This window comes from Paenibacillus sp. NPDC056722, from assembly GCF_042790635.1.
Lineage (GTDB): Bacteria > Bacillota > Bacilli > Paenibacillales > Paenibacillaceae > Paenibacillus_AQ > Paenibacillus_AQ agri.
In genome coordinates, this window is record NZ_JBHTYV010000001.1 from 793621 (window position 1) to 815712 (window position 22092).

The 22092-nt window shown below is 50.5% G+C and carries 19 protein-coding genes; 6 read left to right on the plus strand and 13 right to left on the minus strand.

The features are described from left to right. Positions 1 to 365: 365 nt before the first annotated feature. From ACFRAM_RS03790 to ACFRAM_RS03815, 6 genes are all read right to left on the minus strand, one after another. Positions 366 to 698, minus strand: a complete 333-nt coding sequence (locus ACFRAM_RS03790; RefSeq protein ID WP_379464592.1) for a 4Fe-4S binding protein — start codon at positions 696 to 698, stop codon at positions 366 to 368. Then, positions 695 to 2302, minus strand: coding sequence for an FAD-dependent oxidoreductase (locus ACFRAM_RS03795; RefSeq protein WP_379464593.1), 1608 nt, complete (start codon positions 2300 to 2302; stop codon positions 695 to 697). Before ACFRAM_RS03795 ends, ACFRAM_RS03790 begins: the two co-directional genes overlap by 4 nt. Before the next feature lie 23 nt (positions 2303 to 2325). Then, complete coding sequence (locus ACFRAM_RS03800; RefSeq protein WP_379464594.1) at positions 2326 to 3210, minus strand: ABC transporter permease; 885 nt, start codon at positions 3208 to 3210, stop codon at positions 2326 to 2328. 12 nt (positions 3211 to 3222) lie between these two features. Beyond that, positions 3223 to 4026 (minus strand): ABC transporter permease, encoded by an 804-nt coding sequence (locus tag ACFRAM_RS03805; RefSeq protein WP_379464595.1) that lies wholly within the window; start codon positions 4024 to 4026, stop codon positions 3223 to 3225. 282 nt (positions 4027 to 4308) lie between these two features. Beyond that, on the minus strand, positions 4309 to 5085 hold the full coding sequence (locus tag ACFRAM_RS03810; protein ID WP_379464596.1) for an ABC transporter ATP-binding protein: 777 nt from the start codon (positions 5083 to 5085) through the stop codon (positions 4309 to 4311). A 685-nt stretch (positions 5086 to 5770) separates the two neighbouring features. Further along, on the minus strand, positions 5771 to 7147 hold the full coding sequence (locus ACFRAM_RS03815; RefSeq protein WP_379464597.1) for an MFS transporter: 1377 nt from the start codon (positions 7145 to 7147) through the stop codon (positions 5771 to 5773). A gap of 107 nt (positions 7148 to 7254) precedes the next feature. Here ACFRAM_RS03815 and ACFRAM_RS03820 point away from each other — a divergent pair, with 107 nt between their 5' ends. Beyond that, positions 7255 to 7593 (plus strand): ArsR/SmtB family transcription factor, encoded by a 339-nt coding sequence (locus ACFRAM_RS03820; protein ID WP_379464598.1) that lies wholly within the window; start codon positions 7255 to 7257, stop codon positions 7591 to 7593. A gap of 253 nt (positions 7594 to 7846) precedes the next feature. Here the strand turns inward: ACFRAM_RS03820 and ACFRAM_RS03825 are convergent, their stop codons facing one another. Both ACFRAM_RS03825 and ACFRAM_RS03830 read right to left on the minus strand, forming a co-directional pair. Further along, the gene (locus tag ACFRAM_RS03825) at positions 7847 to 9307 is read right to left on the minus strand and encodes a sensor histidine kinase (RefSeq protein ID WP_379464599.1); all 1461 of its coding nucleotides are present in this window, start codon (positions 9305 to 9307) and stop codon (positions 7847 to 7849) included. A gap of 1 nt (position 9308) precedes the next feature. Beyond that, positions 9309 to 10031 carry a response regulator transcription factor gene (locus ACFRAM_RS03830; RefSeq protein WP_175372435.1) on the minus strand — a complete coding sequence of 241 codons (723 nt, stop codon included), beginning with the start codon at positions 10029 to 10031 and terminating at the stop codon, positions 9309 to 9311. A gap of 162 nt (positions 10032 to 10193) precedes the next feature. Here ACFRAM_RS03830 and ACFRAM_RS03835 point away from each other — a divergent pair, with 162 nt between their 5' ends. The 4 genes from ACFRAM_RS03835 (at position 10194) to ACFRAM_RS03850 (ending at position 13233) form a co-directional block, all read left to right on the plus strand. Next, positions 10194 to 10937, plus strand: a complete 744-nt coding sequence (locus tag ACFRAM_RS03835; RefSeq protein WP_379464600.1) for a hypothetical protein — start codon at positions 10194 to 10196, stop codon at positions 10935 to 10937. Positions 10938 to 11154: 217 nt separating this feature from the next. Further along, entirely contained in the window at positions 11155 to 11349 is a 195-nt protein-coding gene (locus tag ACFRAM_RS03840) for a hypothetical protein (RefSeq protein ID WP_379464601.1), read from the plus strand. 134 nt (positions 11350 to 11483) lie between these two features. Further along, a complete protein-coding gene (locus ACFRAM_RS03845; RefSeq protein WP_379464602.1) occupies positions 11484 to 12668 on the plus strand; it encodes an oxalate decarboxylase family bicupin in 1185 nt (394 codons plus the stop codon). Positions 12669 to 12828: 160 nt separating this feature from the next. Continuing rightward, the gene (locus ACFRAM_RS03850) at positions 12829 to 13233 is read left to right on the plus strand and encodes a CBS domain-containing protein (RefSeq protein ID WP_175372431.1); all 405 of its coding nucleotides are present in this window, start codon (positions 12829 to 12831) and stop codon (positions 13231 to 13233) included. A gap of 69 nt (positions 13234 to 13302) precedes the next feature. Here ACFRAM_RS03850 and map read toward each other — a convergent pair whose 3' ends face one another. Continuing rightward, entirely contained in the window at positions 13303 to 14049 is a 747-nt protein-coding gene (gene map / locus ACFRAM_RS03855; RefSeq protein WP_379464603.1) for a type I methionyl aminopeptidase, read from the minus strand. Positions 14050 to 14287: 238 nt separating this feature from the next. Between map and ACFRAM_RS03860 the strand changes: the two genes are divergently transcribed. Continuing rightward, entirely contained in the window at positions 14288 to 16381 is a 2094-nt protein-coding gene (locus ACFRAM_RS03860) for an exosporium glycoprotein BclB-related protein (protein WP_483875004.1), read from the plus strand. Positions 16382 to 16559: 178 nt separating this feature from the next. Here ACFRAM_RS03860 and cysI read toward each other — a convergent pair whose 3' ends face one another. From cysI to lspA, 4 genes are all read right to left on the minus strand, one after another. Then, positions 16560 to 18287 (minus strand): assimilatory sulfite reductase (NADPH) hemoprotein subunit, encoded by a 1728-nt coding sequence (gene cysI / locus ACFRAM_RS03865; RefSeq protein WP_379464605.1) that lies wholly within the window; start codon positions 18285 to 18287, stop codon positions 16560 to 16562. Between the two features lie 52 nt (positions 18288 to 18339). Further along, on the minus strand, positions 18340 to 20187 hold the full coding sequence (locus tag ACFRAM_RS03870; RefSeq protein ID WP_379464751.1) for an assimilatory sulfite reductase (NADPH) flavoprotein subunit: 1848 nt from the start codon (positions 20185 to 20187) through the stop codon (positions 18340 to 18342). A 357-nt stretch (positions 20188 to 20544) separates the two neighbouring features. Then, complete coding sequence (locus tag ACFRAM_RS03875) at positions 20545 to 21441, minus strand: SDR family oxidoreductase (protein ID WP_379464606.1); 897 nt, start codon at positions 21439 to 21441, stop codon at positions 20545 to 20547. Positions 21442 to 21604: 163 nt separating this feature from the next. Continuing rightward, positions 21605 to 22054 (minus strand): signal peptidase II, encoded by a 450-nt coding sequence (lspA, locus tag ACFRAM_RS03880; RefSeq protein ID WP_379464607.1) that lies wholly within the window; start codon positions 22052 to 22054, stop codon positions 21605 to 21607. Positions 22055 to 22092 lie beyond the last annotated feature (38 nt).

The following is a 22092-nucleotide window of genomic DNA, read 5'->3' on the forward strand; positions in this document are numbered from 1 at the left end:
TTTACAGCTAGATAGAACGCATAAAAATAACAAACAGAGCCTAAAAACTATTTCCAGAGTGTAATTAACGGCATTTTTGCACCCTAATTATTCTGCATCTAAGGATTAACGGAGATTAAGTGCAATATTGTACCTTAAATCTTCCAGAATACCCGTCCAGCGTGATTTTTCGAAAAATAAGGTACAAAAATGCCCTTATTCCCCTGATTTTCCTATAATGAAGAAAAATAAGGTGCAATAATGCTGTTAGTTGGGAGATTGGACCCTTTTTCACTCTTAAAAAGACAGGTACTTCACCAGAATAACGCCTGGTTTCTGGTTTCTCGTCTTCTGCTTGAATCTTAACTTCACCCTGTATTTGAACTTTAAAACCCCGCTCTTCGCGACAGTTGATACATAAAGTCATGGCCCGCGACCGGCTGCCGGCCTCGGCCCCAACCTACCTTTTCACGGTACCCGCCAAGCAGTCCCCGCTCCTGCAGTTCTGCCTCGGTCACGCCTGAAACGGCTTCGGCGTCAGGATCTACATACAGCGCATCCACCGGGCAGTATAACTCGCACATGAAGCAGGTCTGGCAATCACTCTGCCGGGCAATGACGGGGATTCCATCCTCCACCCGTTCGAATACGTTGGTCGGACAGACCGCTACACATTGGTTGCATGATATACAACTATCTGCACTGAGGACTTCAATCACAGAAGAACACTCTCCTTCGCTACCTCTTCCCGCTTGACCCATACGTCATCCAGGCCACCGCTGATGAGGCGATGATGCTGCTGTTGATCAATCTTTAGATAATCCTCCCGCTTATGCATTCCGCGCGTCTCTGTTCGAGCAAGTGCAGAGCTATACATCCAGCGGGCTGTCGCCGTCATCGCCTGAACCTCCCGCGCTTTGGCCCCTTCAGGTGTACGCTGAATTTCCGTATTACGCTGTTCTTTCCACAATCCTCCCAGACGTTCCAGCGAAGAAGTCAGCCCCTTCTCGGTCCGGAAAAGATTGATGTCATAAGGCTTCACTTCCGCCTGCACTGCTGAGACAAGCTCCGCTGTCCGGGCCGCTGTTCCCGGCTTCACCTGCTGCTCCACCAGTGATGAGGAAGACAGACCCGATGGCGTGCGGTCCTCCGCATGTCTACCCAGACCCAGCGCATGGTTAGCAGCACCTTCCCCGGCAAAAGAACCGGAGGACATTGCCCAGGCAGCATTATGGCTGCCGCCGCCAGTGAAGCCTCCGCAAATCAACTCACGCGTAGCCGCATCGCCGGCTGCGTAGAGGCCGGGGACGCCTGTGCCACAGCTCTCATCCGTGATGCGGATGCCGCCCGTGCCTCGCACGGTGCCTTCCAGCCGCAGTGTAACCGGGAACGCATCCTTGAAGGGATTGATCCCGAGACGGTCAAAGGGCAAGAAAAAGTTCGTCTGCGCCACCCGTAGAAGCGGCTGCAGATCTTCCGGCGCTCCATCCAGCTTGGCGAACACCTGACGCCCGGCCAGCAGGTTGCGGGCAATGACCGACCGGCCTTTCTTCGAGCCCGCCCCTTCAATCACACTACCATCCTCATAATAGAAGCTGGCATAGTTGTAATAAGCCGTCTTGGTAACCGAGGAAAAGGTAGGGCTGATCGCGTAAGCATTCGAAAATTCCATTCCTGACAGGGCTGCCCCCGCCTCAGCTGCGAAGAGGTACCCGTCTCCGGTCAGGACGTTGCAGCCCAGCGCCTTACTCAGAAACGCGCATCCGCCAGTGGCAATCACCACTGCCCCTGCTTGCACAGACCAGGTCTCACCGGTCTGCGTCTGCACACCAGCCGCACCGGCAACGCCATGACCGTCAGCCAGCAGTTCCAGAACCGGACTATGATCCAGAATCTTGACCCCGGCCTTCTTGACCAGCTTCCGCATTAAGCGCATGTATTCCGGTCCTTGCAGACTCCGGCGGTGCTGGTTACCGTGCTCATCTAGCGGGAAAGGATACCCTGCCACACCGAGCCGATTCATATTCTCATACGTACGATCCAGCACCCGGTTCATCCAGCGGTCCTCTGCCAGTCGTCCACCCAATTCAAAGCGGCTGGTCTTGGCATCTTCACGCAGCTTTTTGTCTGGGTTCACGTACCAAACGCCGGTGCCAGAAGGCGCCGTTGCACCGCTTGATCCGCAGTACCCCTTGTCGGCCAGCACAACTTTAGCACCTTTAGCGGCTGCTGTAAGCGCCGCCCAGGTTCCTGCCGGACCTCCACCAATCACCAGAACGTCTGCCGTCAAATACAACGATCCTTTTTGTGCTACTACGCTCATATGCATAGACCTCCTCAAATTGTTTAACCTTGGTAGCTTTCGCGCCAGAACAGAAATTTCCGTTCAATCACCTTAAAAAGAGAGTCAATCAGCTTACCAACAACCGCGAAAATAATAATGCCTACAAAAATGATTTCCGTATGGGAGTTCTGCTTCGCTTCATTGATAAGGAAGCCAACCCCTGATTGTGAACCGATCAATTCGGCAACGACGAGACCAATCCAGGCAACAGCCAGTGACAGACGTAAGCCAAGCAAAATACTGGGAAGTGCCGCCGGTAAAATCAGTCGTAGCAGCTTTTGAGATGGACTGAACCCAAGCACACGTGCCACCTCGAACAGCTTGTTATCCACACCGCGAATACCGGCAAATGTATTAATGTAGAGCGGAAAGAAAGAGCCGCTCATAATAATAGCTACCTTGGAGACTTCTCCAAAACCAAACCAAAGGATAATTAGCGGCGCTATCGCAAGGTGTGGAACAAGGCGCAGCACCTGTACACTCGGGTCCAACACATATTCCGCGCTACGGAACAATCCGGTTAATACGCCGAATAACAGCCCCAGGATACCGCCGATCAGAAAACCAATTCCCGCCCTGCCGATACTCACCCCTAGATGGTGAAGCAGTTGGCCGCTGGAGAACAGTTCGACAAAAGACCTCGCAATGGATAACGGTGTGGGTAAGAACTCACCCGAGATCCACCCGGCGCTGCCAGCCAACTGCCAGACAGCCACAGTCACGACTGGGATCAAGGCACCAATCCCTAGATCAGACAGCAATGGTCTCCAAACAACCGGGGCCGTCTTGGTCTTCTTTTTGGACCATATGGGTGCCGTTCCACTATAATCATGGGCCTCTCTGACTGCTTTGGCCTGATTGATAATGATTTCTACACCATCGCTCATGCTGCACTCCTCCTATCCTTGAAAGTTGTCTTTCCATCTCAATAGCCTGCGCTCGATCAAGCGGACGACGGTATCACTCAGCAGCCCGGCTACTGCGAAGACCAGAATCCCCACGAATACCACCGGCGTGTCGGCAAATTGGCGGGCATCCGACATCATATAGCCGATACCTGAGCTTGAAGCGATAAGCTCCGCCACCACCAGCCCAAGCCAGGACAATCCAAGCGACAGGCGTACGCCAAGAACGACATTTGGCAGTGCTGCGGGCAGCACCAATCTGGAAATCTGTTTCAGCCGACTGTAACCTAGCACCCGAGTGACCTCGAACAGCTTGTTGTCCACACCGCGGATGCCTACAAATGTATTGATATAGAGCGGGAAAAAAGCACCCTTGGCAATCAGTAATACCTTAGATTCCTCGCCGATACCGAACCAAAGGATGAATAGCGGCACCACCGCAAGGCTCGGGATCATCCGAATCATCTGCAGCGACGGGTCGAGCAGCTTCTCCGACCTTCGGAACAAGCCGACCAGTAGCCCTAACAGCAGTCCAAGCCCCCCGCCAAGTACAAACCCGCTAAGTGCCCGGGCCGCACTGATTCTCAGATTGACCCAAAGATCACCTGAAACTGCCAGATTCCAGAAAGACTCGCCAATGGTATACGGTGTCGGAAACAGCATCTCGGAGATGATTCCATAATGACCTAATGTCTGCCACAGAATCAGTACACTTCCCGGGAGTAGCAAGGCCAGCCCTAATGTTGCGGCCTTTCCTGGTCCTCTTGCTGCGTGCACCGCTGCAGTACGGTTGCTCATGAATGCTCTCCTCCTGTTCTTTTCCAAACCTCTTGTACTATAAAAAAAGAGACTCCCGAAAGATTTCTTCAGGAAGTCTCCAAGTGGTATGGTCGACTTATAGTGCTGCTTTAGTGCTGATTTTTTGATTTAATGCTGCTTCAATGCTGTATTAATTCTACTTCTATACTGCTCTAATTCGCTAATTACCGCTCTACATTGCTCCATCACTGCTGTTTCATTGCCTTGGCTATTTTTCATTAGTTTTACCGAGGCAACAAATCTCTGCTTCAAATGCCTGCGTCAGATCCCTGCCCCGTCCGTGAGTTCCAGCTCATCCACCTTCTCGAACTGATTCAGCACCCGGAGCCGCAGCTCCTGAAAGGATGAGGTCGTCTTCTTGCGCGGATACGGCAGATCTATAGGGACAATCTGACGGATTTTGCCTGGCCGCGGTTCCAGAATAACTACCCGGTTACCCAGGAAAACAGCCTCATCAATATCGTGGGTTACAAAGATCATCGTCGTCTTGTTGGTGCGCCAAATGTCCAGCAATACCGATTGCATATGCGCCCGGGTGAAGGCATCCAGCGCCCCAAATGGCTCATCCAGCAGCAGAATTTTCGGACTCCGCAGCAGCGCTCTAGCAATCGCCACACGCTGGGCCATCCCGCCGGACAGCTCACGCGGATAAGACTTCTCGAAGCCCTTCAGCTTCACCAGTTCAATCAGCTCATCTACCCTCTGCCGGACTTCTTTATTCTTCAGCGACAAATCGGAAGCGATATTCTTCTCCACAGTCAGCCATGGAAACAGCCGATGCTCCTGAAATATAAAGCCTTTATCGATTCCGGGGCCGCCAATCTCGCTACCCTCAAGAGTCACATTGCCCGTATAGCCGCTGTCTAGTCCGGCAACGATTCGGAGTAAGGTGCTTTTGCCGCAGCCGCTGGGACCAATGACTGTAATAAACTCCCCTTGCTGCACTTGCAAATCTACATTGTGAAGGGCCTGAACAGACCCGCCCGCCGTCTCAAACCGTTTATTCAGATTTGTTATGGATAATAACGCCTCTCCCATCCCAGCTCCTCCTTAAAAGCGAGTATATAAAACGAATCCCTCTCAAAATTAGCACTTACTTGCTCAAACAACGGACTCCAGAGACTTTATTTCCTTTGGATTTAACCATTCCGGAAGATAAAGGACTCCAGAGATCTTATTGACAAAAATTTGGCTCAAAATCGGTTGTTTGGGACGAAATAGCGTCACCTGAGTCCACTACATGTGCCGGAGCAGCCTCATGTGAAAAATAGCGCCTTTGAGGTCCGTTAGCTCCTACGTGTTAGGTCCAGCTTGATACGATGATGCTGTTCTATCCAGTTTGTTTCGATGACCCTGTTCTGCCCAGCTTGTTTTGCAGGCTGTTCTGGTAAGCACTTATTATGGTGTTGAAATAAAAAAACAGAGGTATCACGCTTCACTTAAGCGCAACACCTCTGTCTGAACAGTCGGTTATTTAATTAATTCAAAGTAATTATATTGGAATTTGTGTTTTTAAAATATCATCTATTTTATGGGTTGTCAACGGTCTTTTATGCGCATTGGTCTAATCCTACCTCTCGAAGACATTGCTGAACCCCACTGCTATAGGGTACCTTTGAAATCTGCTCTGAATAAATAAAAAGTCCAAGATATCCTGTAAACACAGGATTCTCGGACTTTTTACCTTTACCTTTGTGCTATGGAGCTCCAGGTAAAATTCGGATTATACCTGCGGCTGGCGCTGCATGGCCGATCTCAGGTAGAGCACTGCACAGCCGATGGATACGATGACGATGATGGACAGACCCCAGTAAATATTGCTATAGGCTATGCCCATTGGCAGACTCTTTTGCATCGCTAGTGCACTGGCAGAAGCAGCAACCCCCATGGCTCCGCTGCAGAACTGCAGTAGCTGGTACAGACCCATTCCAGAGCCCATCTCGGCGGGCAGCAGAATACGGGAGATTTCGTTGGATACGCTACTCGACAGAATTGTGAAGCAGGTGCTCATCAGCATGTAAATAAAGATAATGGCTACATACGAGCTTCCCTCAAATAATGCAAACAAGACAACGGCTGCCAGGAAGAACAGCGGTATGATACGCAAAATCGGGTTATTACCGCGAGAATCAATAAACCGGCCGACCCGCTGGGAGACAACCATGGCCAGGAACGATCCCGGGAAAATCACCATTCCCGCCTGGATGGCGCTTAGACTGTACTGTTTCACCAGAATCTGCGGCATCAGGAACAAGGTCGCAAAGCTGCAAAGATAAGCAGCGATACCAACCGCAGACAGGATCAGATAGCGGCGGTTCTGGAACAAGGACGGTAAGACAAACGGTTCCTTAGCTGAACGAATCCGGGCAGCGAACAACACAAGCGCTACAAGACCTACAACCAGACCAATCCAGGAATGATTCGTTAAGGCGATTAGCAGGCCTGTCGTGCCCGCACTAATGAACAATGCGCCCAGGAAATCGAAAGACCCCTTCTGCACACGCTCTTTTGGAATAAAAATAACGAACAGCGGTACCAGTAGCACCGTAACTGCAGTAACTACAAACAACATATGCCAGCCTAAATACTCAACAATAGCTCCGCCAGCAACCGGACCTAGTCCAAGACCCATCGAGACGGAGGACATGGTTATACTCATCGCCTTGCCGCGGCGCTCAACCGGAATGTAGCGGGAGTTCAGAACCATTGTCAATGCAAGGATTGAACTTGCACCAGTGGCTTGAACGAGCCGCACAATTAAAAGCATTATAAAGCTATTACTGAACAGCCCTACTATCGCTGCAAGACTCAGCGACAAGATACCTATTATGAACAGCCTGCGGATCGGTACAAAATCGGCAAGACGACTGTACGTGATAGACGAGACGGCAAAAACGATCGAATAGCCTGTGACAATCCACGAAGTTAACGCAGGTGTCAGATGAAAAGCTTCTGCAACATCAGGCAGAGCCAAATTGAACATCATGGTATTCATGATGACTAGCACGATCGCTACACCTAGCAGAATGCCTACTGCCCGTTCATTTATCACAGCCGATTCCTGTCCGCCAGATGCGGCAGGGACTGGTTGTTTATTCATTTTCTCCACCATCCAATTTTTATTGTTCGATTATAATCGAAATTTGAAAATAATATATCACGACTTGTGCTATAATGCAATCATAAGCAAAAAAAGGAGGCACTCCCGTGAAACTTCTATATCATCCCGATCAGGCAGATATTCATTTGTCCACGGTTCTGGATGCCCTAAGCGATCCTATCCGTTTATTAATTGTTTCTGAACTCCATAACGTAGGTGAACGCGCCTGCGGAGACATTAATGTACCTGTGGTGAAATCTACAGCATCTCATCATATCCGTACCCTTCGTGAATCCGGTATTGTCAATGTACGCGTTCAGGGCACACAAAGACTCGTATCCATGCGTACTGAGGATTTGAATATACGATTCCCTGGGCTGCTATCCTCCATTCTCGAGGCTTTTAAAAATTCTGAAGAAAAAAGAAAGCTAATGAATCCGGAGTAATTGCTGCGCTGCGTAAGGTAAGAAACATGCTTTGAAACACGTAGAGAGATACGTAAGATACAAGTAGAATCGAACGCAGTCATAGTCAGACATGAAATCAAACATAACATCATACATGAATCAAACATAGTGCCAAACACGAACCAAACATAGTTCTATACACGAAATCAATAGCAAACAGCGTGCCAAGAATATTACGGCACGCTGTTTGTTATTTAGGTCTCTCATATGAGTAGGATCTGAACCGAGGTCTTCAGATGCCCTTGGATACAGGGAAGCCGAATGTGATTATCGCTCCTCCCTCTTGGAGGTTGGCGGCCTGTATAAGGCCGCCACAGCGCTCTACAATCGCGCGGGCAATGGCTAGACCGAGCCCGGAATCGCCGTCCTTGCCTTTAACGAAACGGTGAAACAAGGTCGGTAGAAGTTCCTGCGGGAAGCCGGGGCCATCATCTGTGACGGTCAGCTCCACCTTTCCTTTTTCAATACTTCCCGTGATATGAATGTATTCCTTCGCATATCTTGCCGCATTCGTTACGATATTGAGCAACGCCTGCAGCAGCTTATCACGGTCGGCCATAATGATCAGCGCTTTGTTATCCGGACAGTCAATGTGGAGCTTCAAATTTTTCTTCACCAGCAGCGGGTTGACACGCTCGGCCATTTCTGACAATAGCTCATTTAGGCTCACCTCAGAAGGCTTAAAAATATCCTCTTCGCTGTCCAATTTCGCCAGCAACGTCATTTCCGTTACGATTTTCCCCAACCTGCCGCTCTCCTCCAGAATCACATCCAGGCCCGTGCGAACACTCTCACCTTCGAACACACCATCCCGGATGCCCTCCGCATACCCTGCGATGGACATCAGAGGCGTTTTCAGCTCATGGGATGCATTTTGGAAAAACTGCTTTTGCACCTGATTGAACCGATTCAGCTCTCCGGCCATTTCATATACGGTCTGCGCCACAGCACCTATCTCACCTCCGGCTCTGACCAGCTGTACATCGGTAAAATGCCGCTCCTTCACCTTCTTCAATTCCTGCTTCAAATTCATTAGCGGCTGGATTAGTTTTTTCGTAATGAACAAACTGAGAAGGAACAAGATTGCACCTACAATGAAGATTACCAGAACAAGTCGTCCCAAGAGCGCCTGCTCGATTGCCTTGATCTTGCTCATTGGAGTCAGGAGCGTTAGGGTGCCCTGTGGAATCGCACTTACATTCATCACATAACGTCCATCTTTCCCATTCCATAATTCCTGAAGACTGGAGGTAACAGGCTTGGCCTCCTGCAGCAGTGCGGGCGTGACTGCTGAGAAAGAGCTATCGGTTGCTTTCAAAGACGTTGCATTCAACGGCAGTGGACCTGTCAGCACTTTCCCGTTAGGATCGGTGACGATAGCTTCCACACCAGCATAACCAGCTGGAATCGCACTTGTGACATCAAGGAGTGTACCACTAGTCGCCTGGCTCGGTTCTACAACTACTCCAGCCACATTTTGCAGGGTACCCATATCCTGGATGTTCGCTGAGGTAATATTCTCTTCTGCTTGGGATAAAGTCGCCGACATCGCCGCGCTTAATGTCTTGAGATCACTTTTCTGTGCCCCGATGAAATGATCCAGCAGCACATAATGAATCAACACCGCCGTGATCGAAAGAATCAGCGCCAATGATAACCCGAAGGCAAGATTAATCTGGTGAACGAGCTTCATCTCAAGTCTCACTCCTGTCTGTACGCATACGGTATCCGTGTCCCCATACGGACTCTACCGGTAATTCCTCTATTTTTTTGCGCATCCGCTTAATTAGATGATCGACTGCACGATCACTGCCGAAGTAATCGTCTCCCCAGACGAACGTCAATAGCTCGTCCCTCGTAAATGCCCGGTTCGGATGTTCTGCCAATACTTTAAGCATAGCAAACTCCTTACTGGTAAGATCCACTTCTTCGCCATGCCATATTGCCCGTCTCTCTTCCAGCAGCAGCCTGAGCTCGCCAATGTCGATTCGGGAAGACGCTGACGCTGTCTCATTAAGGGCTGCCCGTTCTTCTGCATTCGTGATCCGGACCCAGCGCTCCAGCTGCCGCTTGATTCGGGCAACCAGTTCGCGTGGACTAAAGGGCTTGACAAGATAATCGTCGCTGCCTAGTTCAAGACCGAGGATTTTATCTACTTCATTATCCTTGGCCGAAATCATGATAATTGGAACCTCGCCCTCATTACGGATGCGCCTGCATAATTCATAGCCATCCATACCGGGAAGCATGATGTCCATTACCCACATACTCGGTGGACTTGTTCTATATAATGTCCAGGCATCCTCAGCGTTCGCGAGGCCAATTGTTCGGTAATTTTCCTTGTGCAGATATGCTTCTATTAAAGTCCGGATATTCTCGTCATCATCGACTACTGCGATGAGATAGTTGTTATTCATGAAGTGGTCCTCCTGTGTCTTTTCTCTTTAGTAAGTATACCAAAGGTAGATATAGCATAAGAGCGTTGCCATTGTTTTTCCACAAATCAACCAATATTGTGCCACACTCCTCCTGTAAATTGGACATTGTAAGACAAACCAAACCACAAGGAGTGTTGAAAAATGAACTACAGCTTGAAATTCAAAAATGCCGCCCTGTCCGCCCTGCTGATCTCCGCCATCTCGGTACCGGTTATTGCCAACGCCGACAGTGCTGCAAATCTCAAAGACACCAAAAATGAAACAAGTGCCGTCCAACCATTGAAAGCCACTACTGCAGCCTTTACAATGGCTAACCCTTTGGAGCTGGCCAAAAAATACGCACCTGAAACTGTAAGCGAATGGGAAGCTGTACTGGAAAAATACAAAGAAGTACTGCCTATGGCTATTCTAGTAGATGCCTCTTCCGCTCAGAATATTTCTGAAATCCCTGCGCTTCCCACGCTGAAGGAAGGCGAAGCCGTAAAAGGCACGCTTAAAAACGTAGAAGGGGTAAAAATCGAGCTGCCGGCCAAGTCTGAGACTACGAAGAGCAACCAGACGGCTGCGGTAAGCCCCAAAAATTCAGAAGCGGAAAAGCTGACATGGACTGAGGTTACAATTCCAGCTCAGGCAACAGCCCTCGGTGAAGTGAAAGTTTCCGGTGATTTGGAAGGCGTTCCGGCAGGAAAAGCTGTAAAACTCGACGCTGCATTCCCAGTAGTCTCTATAGAAAACAATGCATTCTTTAAAGCTCAGAATAATCTGAACGAAGCTGTGGCTACTAAGGATGCTGCCAAAATCAAGGACGCCCTTGCTGAGCTTCTGAAGCAATATAAGGCAGAGATTAAAGTCACTGATTCAGAGAAAGCCCAACCGCAACAATAATTGTCTCTATGCATTTCACACATAAAAACATTGATATTCCCGGACATCCCCTCTTATATAGAATGATCGAATGTGCAGAACAAACAGACCCCTTCCCCCAAGGGGTCTGCTTTATGCTCGTTAACTCTCTTCAAATCAAGAAGATGGCCCTACATTCCATAGGGAGAGCAGGATTATTTTCAGCCTCAACACGATACACAGAAGGAGATACCACGCTATGGATTTTCACGTCGATATTAAAAAGATTTTGCTGTCCCTCTTGCTGCTGGCTGCAGCCGCGCTTTGCTTCCTGCTCTGCACCGATAGCGAAGTAACTAGCCAGCTACCTGCTAGCGCAGTTGTGACGGCCGCGAAATCAGGCTTAAAGACCGAGATTGTAAAAGGCGGATTCAGGGCGCAATCTGCTTATTGAACAGCTTACAACCCACAATTCACACTCGGGAGTTGTATTTGTTTGGCAAAAATCGTATAAATGCCCGAAAAACCTCATAACAATCTCATGTATGTCAATCATCCGGCATTTCGTAAAGAGAGGAAGATGAGTTCATGAATAAGCATCCCTCCGAATCCACTCACATTCCCCAACCGATCCGCAGTGACGGTGCGGGGAATGTAGACAATGGTCCGCGCGATATTTTACGGGATTTACAGAACCCCGATATGTTCGTCCCGCCGGTTACGGATAACGGGCTAGTTCCGAACCTACGATTTTCGTTCTCCGATACACACATGCAGTTGAACCATGGCGGTTGGTCACGGGAAATCACCGTGCGGGAGCTTCCGATCGCCACCACGCTGGCCGGAGTGAATATGAGTCTGACCCCGGGCGGCGTCCGCGAACTGCACTGGCATCAGCAAGCAGAGTGGGCTTATATGCTGCTTGGCCGAGCTCGGATTACAGCTGTGGACCAGAACGGCAGAAATTTCATAGCTGATGTCGGACCAGGAGATCTGTGGTATTTTCCACCCGGCATTCCTCACTCCATTCAAGGCCTAGAAGAGGGCTGTGAGTTCCTGCTTGTGTTCGATGATGGCAGCTTCTCCGACCTCAACACACTCTCAATCTCAGACTGGTTCGCGCATACGCCAAAAGAAGTATTATCGGCCAATTTCGGAGTTCCGGAAAGCGACTTTCAATCCATCCCTGACAAACAGGTATATATTTATCAGGATACCGTTCCAGGCCCTATTAACAGCCAGGCTGTTGAATCTCCGTATGGCCCCATCCCTTTGTCTTTTAAGCATCAGCTACTCGCACAACCTCCACTCAAAACCTCCGGGGGAAGTGTACGGATCGTGGATTCCTCCAATTTCCCCATCTCCACAACCGTCGCCGCAGCACTGGTGGAGATTGAACCGGGCGGTATGCGGGAGCTGCACTGGCATCCTAATAATGATGAGTGGCAGTATTACCTCTCGGGGCAAGGCCGGATGACCGTATTTGCAGGCGATGGAGCCGCCCGTACGTTCGATTACAGAGCCGGGGACGTAGGTTACGTGCCTTTTGCCTTCGGACATTATGTTCAGAATACCGGTACAGAGAGTCTATGGTTTCTGGAAATGTTCAAAAGCGACAGATTCCAGGATGTTTCACTCAATCAATGGATGGCCCTGACGCCTCACCAGCTTGTGGAGAGCAATCTGAATGTAAGCCCAGACTTCATCTCCAAGCTACAAAAGGTTAAACACCCGGTTGTTAAATATCCTCAGCATTGGGAGCAGAAGCGTTAAATTTCAGCATCACCGCGAACGACCCATGGAATCCCGATTGAGGGGAGTTTTCATGGGTTTTTAAGATGAGAATCAATTAATCAATGCGCTTACATCCTAGAATATGTTTTAATAAAAGAGACACTGCCCATTAATCCACAGTAAAGGAGAGTTCATACCGATGGAAATATCCTCTTTTTTGTTGCCTAAAGATCAGGTTGCCTATATTACCTCCTCAATGTCCATGCTGGAAGCGATGGAGCAATTGGAACAGCATCATTACACAGCGATCCCTATAATTGATGCCGCGGGGAAATATGTAGGGACTCTATCGGAGGGCGACCTGTTGTGGAAGCTGAAGCGGACGCCAGGACTAACGTTTGAAACGATGCGCGAGGTGCAAATTAGCGATATTCAAAGGCATGTGCACAACGAAAGTGTATTTGTCAGAGCACAAATGGAAGATATGCTGACTCTGGCTGCTGATCAGAACTTTGTTCCTGTAATCGACGAGGAAGAAGTTTTCATCGGGATCATCCGTCGTAAAGATATCATCGAATACTATACAAGCAATATCACAGATTAAAACACAAATACCCCTGGCCCTTCTTCACACTAAAGTGAGGCGGGCCGGGGGTATTGTATGGTTATGGAATTAAAGCTCTGTCAGGATAATTGTCCCTTGCGGCGTAATCGCCAGTGTATGCTCGTATTGAGCAGACAAGCCGCCGTCAATGGTGCGAGCTGTCCATCCGTCTGCATCCACCTTCGTACGGTAGCTTCCGGTATTCAGCATAGGTTCAATGGTAAATACCATACCCTCTTTGAGTCTGGGTCCCTTCCCTGCTGGTCCGTAATGCGGCACCTCTGGCGCTTCGTGCATTTCCGAGCCAATGCCATGCCCGATAAAGTCACGTACCACCGAATAGCCGCTGGATTCAGCAAAAGTCTGGATTGCATGTGCTACATCCCCGATCCGATTACCTGCCACCGCCTGCTCTATGCCGCGGAACAACGATTCTTTCGTGGTATCCAGTAGCTTCTGCGCTTCATCGCTAATAGTGCCCACTCCGTAAGACCAGGCTGAATCAGCCAGCCAACCGTTCAGATTGACGACCATATCGATGGTCACAATATCGCCTTCCTTCAAAAGCTCTTTCTTCGGAAAACCGTGGCAAATCACATCGTTGACTGATGCACAGGTCGCATAAGGGTAACCATGGTAGCCTTTTTGTTCAGGCGTTGCCCCTTGGGACAGGATGAACTTCTCTGCAAACTCATCAATCTCCCAGGTAGTAATACCGGGTTTAATAATTTGCGCAATCTGCCGATGGCATTCGGCAAGAATCTTGCCGGCAGCCCGCATCTTCTCGATCTCTTCCATCGTTTTGATGATTATCATATATTCGCCTCTTTTTTTGTACAGAATCCATTACTGATCATAATGGCTCTTTATATGGTTTAGTAGTACTCCCCTTATATTATGAAAGAAAAACGGAAGAAATCCAAATTTTTTATGATTTCATTTAGAACAACTCCTATTTAAGTAGAAGGAATAACTAGATCGTACGAGGGGTCGAGGAACTTTCTTTGGATTAGCACATAAGATATTAAAATCCAAAAGTAAAGGGATGTTTCTCTTGCCTCTAGAAGATATTCCTAATATTACACCTACCGTCCTCATCACTAGAGATGAAGCGCTTAACCTCTTGTTATCCTCAATAGCCATTGAAGAATTAGGATTAGGTCATCTCATTAATGCCGAAGCAGAAAAAATTCAATACGCCGTTGGAACCCTACCTGGATTAACCAATCCACCTTCTATAAGCGATCTGATTGCTATTAATGAAAGTGTTCAAAATACGATGCAGGAAATCATTAAGAAAGAGATACTCCTGGTGTTTAAAATGAAATGCATCTTGGCGGCCCCTTCATTAGTTGGCCCAACTGGTCCAACCGGTCCTACAGGACCAGCCGGCGGACCGATTGGGCCTACTGGGGTTACGGGCGCTACAGGAGATACCGGGGCTACTGGGGCTACTGGGGCTACTGGGGCTACTGGGGCTACTGGGGCTACTGGGGCCACAGGTGATACGGGGGCTATAGGGGCTACTGGCGCGACAGGCGCGACAGGCGCGACAGGGGATACTGGGGCGACGGGCGCTACGGGCGCTACGGGCGCGACAGGCGCGACGGGTGCTACTGGGGCGACAGGTGCTACTGGGGCGACAGGAGATACTGGGGCGACGGGTACTACTGGCGCTACTGGGGCTACGGGCACTACGGGCGCTACTGGGGCGACGGGTGTTACTGGAGACACGGGGGCTGCAGGGGCGACAGGTGCTACTGGGGCGACGGGTACTACTGGCGCTACTGGGGCTACGGGCACTACGGGCGCTACTGGGGCGACGGGTGCTACTGGAGACACGGGGGCTGCAGGGGCGACAGGTGCTACTGGGGCCACTGGCGCTACTGGCGCTACTGGGGCTACTGGGGCGACAGGTGCTACGGGTAATACTGGGGCTACCGGGGCGACAGGTACTACTGGCTCGACTGGCTCGACTGGCGCCACGGGCTCGACTGGCGCCACGGGCTCGACTGGCATCACAGGCACCACTGGCGCCACGGGCTCAACTGGCACTACAGGCACTACTGGTGCCACGGGTACTACTGGCGCGACAGGCTCGACTGGCGCCACGGGCTCGACTGGCGCCACGGGCTCTACCGGCGCCACGGGCTCTACCGGTGCCACGGGCTCGACTGGCGCCACGGGCTCGACTGGCATCACAGGCACCACTGGCGCCACTGGCTCAACTGGCGCTACAGGCACTACTGGTGCCACGGGTACTACTGGCGCGACAGGCTCGACTGGCGCCACGGGCTCGACTGGCGCCACGGGCTCGACTGGCACTGTCGGCACCACGGGCTCTACCGGCCCCACGGGCTCGACTGGCGCCACGGGCTCTACCGGCGCCACGGGCTCGACTGGCGCCACGGGTTCTACTGGCGCCACGGGCTCGACTGGCACTGTCGGCGCCACGGGCGTTACCGGCCCCACTGGCACCACGGGTACTGTCGGCGCCACGGGCTTCACCGGCCCCACTGGCACCACGGGTACTGTCGGCGCCACGGGCTTCACCGGCCCCACTGGCACCACTGGTACCGTAGGCGCCACGGGCTTAACAGGGCCCACTGGCACCACTGGTGCTACTGGGCCCGGGGCGATCATTCCGTACGCATCAGGTGTGCCAATCACTATGACCACTATTGTTGGTGGATTAATCGGAACAACAAGCCTTGTAGGCTTTGGTAACTCTGTAACAGGTGTCAGCGCTTCAGGTGGAACCATCGATTTAACCGGTTCTTCAGGCACCCTACTCAACTTTGCATTTCAATGCCCTCGGCCTGGCACAATTACGAGTATGGCTGCTTTCTTCAGCACAACTTCCGGTCTTTCATTAGTCGGCTCATCGATTACGATTACAGCACAATTATATAGATCAGTTACTCCTAACAATACCTTTACGCCGATCCCTGGAGCGAGTGTTACTTTAGCCCCCGCACTCACAGGAATTATCCCTATTGGTCAGATTAGTAACGGATTGTCATCTGGTTTATCGATAGCCGTTACAAGCCAAGAGAGCCTGCTCTTGGTCTTCTCCGCAACAGCTTCAGGTCTAAGCCTGCTGAACACCATTGGTGGATATGCTAGAGCAGGTGTCACAATCAGCTAATACTTTAATAATTACTCTGATATCCCAATAATCTTTAACAATAAAGCTGGTCCAAAGATCTAACTAGATCCGAGGATCAGCTCTGTTTTGTTTTCAACTTTGTAATTTACAAAAAAAACAAAGCTCCGGCGCAATGCCGGAGCTTTAATAATCCCACTGTCTGTTCTAACTTTCTTTTTTATACCGTGTGAAAATTAAGTCCTGAAGTTACCGCCTTCACATACCCGGCACGGATGACAAAGTCGCCAAAGTGCTCACCCGATTGACGCTCTTTGGCATAACGGTGAAGCATCGGTGTGAGTAGCGAAAGAATCTCATCCTCGCCGATATTTTCCCGATAAATCTTATTCAGCCGATCCCCAGTGAAGCCTGCGCCCAGGTACATATTGTATTTGCCCGGTGACTTGCCGATGAACGAAATCTCACCCAGCGCCGGGCGCGCACAGCCATTCGGGCAGCCAGTCATCCGGATAACGATTTCTTTGTCACGCAGACCCGCCTCGTCGATCACCAGTTCCAGCTTATCCAGCAGCAGCGGCAAATAACGCTCGGCTTCCGCCATCGCCAGACCACATGTCGGCAGGGCCACACAAGACAGTGAGCTTCTCCGCAGTGCCGAATGATGGGCCCCATCAGTCAGACCGTAATGCTGAGCCAACTCCATAATCTTGCGTTTCTTCGCTGTAGTGATGTTGGCGATTATCAGATTCTGGTTTGGGGTCAGGCGGAAATCACCGGTATGGATCTTGGCAATCTCCCGGAGGCCAGTCATCAGCTCATAACCTTCCTGATCATGAATCCGTCCGCTCTGAACGTAGAGCGTCAGGTTCCAGCGTCCATTGCTGCCTTTAATCCAACCATAACGGTCGCCGTTGTGCTCAAAATAAAAATCGCGTGCCGCCTCCAGCTGCCAGCCCAGCCGGTCATACAGCTCTTCAGTGAACCACTCGATACCGTGACGGTCGATGGTGTACTTGAAGCGGGCGTTCTTCCGTACAGAACGGTTGCCATAATCACGCTGGATCGTTACCGTCTTCTCGGCGACATCAATCAACTGCTCCGGCTTGCAGAAACCGATGACCCGGCCAAGCTGCGGATAAGTATTGGTATCGCCATGGGTCATTCCCATCCCGCCGCCCACAGTGACATTGAAACCGACCAGCTTGTTATCTTCAATAATAGCGATGAAGCCCAGGTCCTGGGAGAACACATCCACATCATTGGAAGGCGGCACCGCCAGGCCAATCTTGAATTTACGCGGCAGGTAATCCGGACCGTAAATCGGTTCTACCTCTGGTTGGTCTGCAAGACTGTCCACTACCTTTTCCCCATCCAGCCAGATCTCATGATAAGCTGGTGTGCGCGGCGACAGATGATCGCTGATCTGTCTTGCCCATTCATAAACCTCACCGTGTACATCCGACTGATATGGATTGGGGTTGCTCATGACATTACGGTTCACGTCGCCGCATGCCGCAAGTGTTGTCATCAGAGAATCATTGATGCTTTTGATCGTCTTTTTCAGGTTCCATTTCAGCACCCCATGCATTTGAAAAGCCTGTCTCGTCGTAATACGCAGGGTGCCATTGCCGTATAGCTGGGCCAGTCTGTCCATCTCCAGCCATTGGGCCGATGTCGCCACCCCGCCAGGAGCTACGACCCGCAGCATAAATTGGTAGGCCGGCTCCAACTTCTGGCGCTCCCGCTCATTCCGCAAATCCCGGTCATCCTGCATATAGCTGCCGTGGAATTTCAACAAACGGTTATCATCCTCCGGCAAGCCTCCGGTTATCGGATTCTGCAGGGTCTCCACCAAGGCGCCCCGTAAATAATTACTCTCACTCTTTATATGCTCAACATCGCTTGGCGGACCGCCAATAGGCGTTACCGATAATTTATTCGCCAATGCTGTCATCTCCTCTCGCAGATCATCCCGGTGCCCTCGCGGACCCTATATCTCAATATACATCGCGTTGGTAGCGTTGTTCCTGCTGCATTTGCTCCAGATAAGCGACAGCATCCTCAGGGCTAAGTCCGCCCTCCTGCTGAATGACCGTAATCAGTGCCGTATGAACGTCGTGCGCCATATGCTTCTCGTCACCGCATACATAGACATGTGCACCTTCTTGCAGCCATTGATATAGCTCACGGCTCTTCTCCAGCAAACGGTGCTGAACATAGACCTTCTCCTCTGTATCACGTGAAAAGGCCACGTCCAGCTTCGTCAGCACACCATCCTTCAGCATCCGCTGCCAGTCGGTCTGATACAGGAAGTCTGTCACAAAGTGACGGTCTCCATAGAACAGCCACGATTTCCCTTCGGCGCCAAGCTCTTCCCGCTCCTCCAGGAACGAACGGAACGGCGCTACGCCCGTACCCGGTCCAATCATGATGATCGGGGAATCGCCACTAGCCGGAAGCTTGAAATTGGGATTGTTTTGAATATAAATCGGCAAAGTATCGCCCGGCTGCACCCGCTCTGCGCAATGAACAGAGCATACGCCGTACCGGTCACGGCCGTGGGCCTGATATCGTACTGCACGGACGGTGAAATGAACCTCGTCCGGATTCGCATTATAGCTGCTTGCAATGGAGTATAGACGGGCTGGCAGCTTGCGCAGAACCGGTACAAAGCTGCGGGCTGGTGCCTGCCAAGGTCCGAAGTCTTGCACCAGATCCAGCAGGTCTCGGCCATGGATATATTCTTTCAGCTCCTGCTGGCGATCCGGCGACAGCAGTTCCTGAAGCTGACTGCCTGTGGAGAACTGCACCGCCTGCTCCAGTAGCGGCTTGGTCAGCACCGTAATCTCATAATGATACTTGAGCGCATCCAGCAAAGAACCTTCTTCGCCCTTCTTATTGAAAGGAACCTTCTCTTCCGGCTTCCAGCCGAAAGCTGCGATAATCTCGTCAACCAGCTGCGGATGATTCTCAGGGTAGACACCAAGGGAATCTCCTGGTTCGAATTGCAGATTAGATCCGGCAAGCGACAGCTCCAGATGCCGTGTTTCACGATCTGAGCCGCGTCCGTTCAGATTAATATTCTCAAGAATTTCAGCTTGAAAAGGATTGCTTCGTGAATATTCTGATGTCTCTTGCCCCGGCGCTTTATCAGCTGCCTTTACGGCTTCCGTAGCGATGGCTGAGGGGTTAAGACGTTCTTGTAAGGATTGCAGTACACCTTCAATCCATTCCGCCACTGGTTCATCATAATCCAAATCGCAATCTACACGCGGGTACAGGCGCTGTCCGCCAAGTTCCTCCAGGCGCTGGTCGAAGTCTTTACCAGTCTGGCAGAAGAATTCGTAGGAAGTATCGCCCAAAGCCAGGACAGAGAAACGCAGATGCTCAAGTCCCGGTGCTCTCTTACTATAGAGAAATTCATGAAACGCACGCGCATTGTCCGGCGGATCTCCTTCACCATGCGTACTGACCAGTATCAGCAAATTCTCCACTTTCTTCAATCCATTTGGCTTGAAGCTGTTCATGGAAGACTGTGTGACCTGAAACCCTTGCTCCTCCAGCTTGCGGGACAGGCTACCGGCTAGTCGCTGGCAATTGCCGGTCTGGGAGCCGAACAATACCGTCACCTCTCGGGAAATGGCCGGTTGACTGACCGGGGTAGCACTCTCTTCGGCCAGAACAGGTGCGGATGATAAAACCGCAGTTGTCGGCACCGCTGCCTGAAGAGCGGACAGGTAGCCGCTGAGCCATATTTGCTGCGATGGCGTCAAGGTTGGTAACAGACGGTTAAGAAGCTCTGCCTGCTCCGGGGTAAACGGACTGTTAGTGACTTGTAATTGCAACAATATCCACCTCTCCTAAACAAGAAATCTTGCTCCGTATATAGGGCTGATGCAGCCTCATATCCTCACATCATGGATTCAGGCTAACATAATAAATGGAAACGGGCAATGAATCGTAATTCCGCTATTTTTTGTATAATCATGCAATATTGTCTATAAATCGCTAAAAAACGATCGAAATCATAGTAAATCACCCCGTTTTCCCTCACTTCATTACAATAAGTAATAAGTTGTATTAGATAAATTGATAAAGTGATCTATCCGTTAACACTCCGAAAATATAAAAAAGGATAGGCCGAGGCCTACCCTTTTTCGTGAAAACTATATTGATGTTACCTATCTGTTAGGACAAGTTAATTATTCAGCGCTGGCAAAGGCACTCTTGTTCGCTGCTAGTACTGCTTTCAACCCAACCGGTGCTTGCCCTGTAAAATCTTTTACAGTCGTTGTGACTTGTCCATACTCGCCTTTAGAAGAAGCGGTCTGGAACGAAGCAAAAACCTGCGCTGCGCCATTCGGCAGTCCGGCAGCTTCATAAATGCCTACCAGTTGCTCCGTTGTCAGTGGAACGAATTCTATAGCTCTGCCGGTGAACTCGCTGGCGATTGCTGCGATATCCTTGCCAGTCAATGCTTCCGGCCCTGATACATCCAGCGTCTGGTTCCCCGAGACAGTAGCTATGAGTGCCGCTGCCGCTGCATGGGCACAGTCTTCACGTGTAACATAGGCCGTCGCGCCGTCACCGGTAGCAGCGGCGTACTGTCCGGAGGCTACCGCTTGCTGCACCGCAGGAATTAGACTATGAGTATAAAGGTTATTGCGGAGAATGGTGTAAGACAAGCCACTGCTCTTGATCTTCTCTTCTGTAGCGTAATGATCTCCTGCCAGCAGACAAGCTGTACCCGGTTCTGGGCTAGGTAACGACGTATATACCAAATGCTCCACACCCGCTTGGACCGCTGCATCTACAGCATTGAGATGCTGCTGCACACGCTGGCCGGGAACACTAAGTCCATCAGTGCTAATCAGCAGCAGGCGTTTGGCTCCGGCAAAAGCTTCCGGCAGCGTCTCCGGCTGGTCAAAGTCCGCCTGACGGACAATCACTCCACGTTCCGTGAGACTAGATAACTTCTGCGGATCACGACTTGTGACAATGATTGGGCCCTGATGATACTCAAGCAGCCATTCAATGGCCAATTGCCCGAGTTGTCCGCTTGCACCTGTAACTAATACCGCTTCATTTGTTTGACTCATGCTCTATTCCTCCCGAATAATGTCTAAATAATCAACCTGTAATCATTATAGTTACAGGTTGATGTATTGTCAACTTTATTAAAAAAAGAGAAGCCCCCGCTGATCTATTCTGTGATCGGCTCAGGTGACTTCTCTGATTGATGATATTAAAATGCGTTTCGGTTCAAATAATCCGCTTTAACTGACCTACAATCATATAACAAAGAACTAGTACAACCCCGGCATTGATGGCCACATCCGCAATATTAAGAATGCCGTTGCTACCGCCGAAGACCAGAAAATCCGTTACCTTGTTGAACAGCACGCGGTCTATAGCATTGCCAATCGCCCCGCCGACCAGGAATCCAGCAGCTGCGTTCAGCAGATGGCCTCTAATCTCGCCTTTGCGGCGGTAATAAAAGATGGCTACAACAAATCCTATTGCTACAATGACAAAATATCGGCCAAAGCCCTGAAAAGAGCTGAACGCTGCGCCACTGTTTTCATAGAATGTGAATTTCAGGAGATGGGCCGAGAAAGGGATCGTCTCCCCTACCTCCATATGGGTGCGCACCAGCCATTTTGACACTTGATCAACAAGAATGACGAGTGCAGATATCAAATAAAAAATCACCGGCTGTTAGCCTCCTCTTTAACCTCTATTGATAGCCA

What these genes read in the sequence shown, in the direction of transcription:
- ACFRAM_RS03815 (WP_379464597.1), bottom strand. Translation starts at nt 7,147, where the DNA reads ATGAATAAACAACCAGTCCCTGCCGCATCTGGCGGACAGGAATCGGCT.
- ACFRAM_RS03875 (WP_379464606.1), bottom strand. Translation starts at nt 21,441, where the DNA reads ATGAGTCAAACAAATGAAGCGGTATTAGTTACAGGTGCAAGCGGACAA.
- map (WP_379464603.1), bottom strand. Translation starts at nt 14,049, where the DNA reads ATGATAATCATCAAAACGATGGAAGAGATCGAGAAGATGCGGGCTGCC.
- ACFRAM_RS03810 (WP_379464596.1), bottom strand. Translation starts at nt 5,085, where the DNA reads ATGGGAGAGGCGTTATTATCCATAACAAATCTGAATAAACGGTTTGAG.
- ACFRAM_RS03840 (WP_379464601.1), top strand. Translation starts at nt 11,155, where the DNA reads ATGGATTTTCACGTCGATATTAAAAAGATTTTGCTGTCCCTCTTGCTG.
- ACFRAM_RS03825 (WP_379464599.1), bottom strand. Translation starts at nt 9,307, where the DNA reads ATGAAGCTCGTTCACCAGATTAATCTTGCCTTCGGGTTATCATTGGCG.
- ACFRAM_RS03830 (WP_175372435.1), bottom strand. Translation starts at nt 10,031, where the DNA reads ATGAATAACAACTATCTCATCGCAGTAGTCGATGATGACGAGAATATC.
- ACFRAM_RS03850 (WP_175372431.1), top strand. Translation starts at nt 12,829, where the DNA reads ATGGAAATATCCTCTTTTTTGTTGCCTAAAGATCAGGTTGCCTATATT.
- ACFRAM_RS03795 (WP_379464593.1), bottom strand. Translation starts at nt 2,302, where the DNA reads ATGAGCGTAGTAGCACAAAAAGGATCGTTGTATTTGACGGCAGACGTT.
- ACFRAM_RS03835 (WP_379464600.1), top strand. Translation starts at nt 10,194, where the DNA reads ATGAACTACAGCTTGAAATTCAAAAATGCCGCCCTGTCCGCCCTGCTG.
- ACFRAM_RS03800 (WP_379464594.1), bottom strand. Translation starts at nt 3,210, where the DNA reads ATGAGCGATGGTGTAGAAATCATTATCAATCAGGCCAAAGCAGTCAGA.
- ACFRAM_RS03805 (WP_379464595.1), bottom strand. Translation starts at nt 4,026, where the DNA reads ATGAGCAACCGTACTGCAGCGGTGCACGCAGCAAGAGGACCAGGAAAG.
- ACFRAM_RS03845 (WP_379464602.1), top strand. Translation starts at nt 11,484, where the DNA reads ATGAATAAGCATCCCTCCGAATCCACTCACATTCCCCAACCGATCCGC.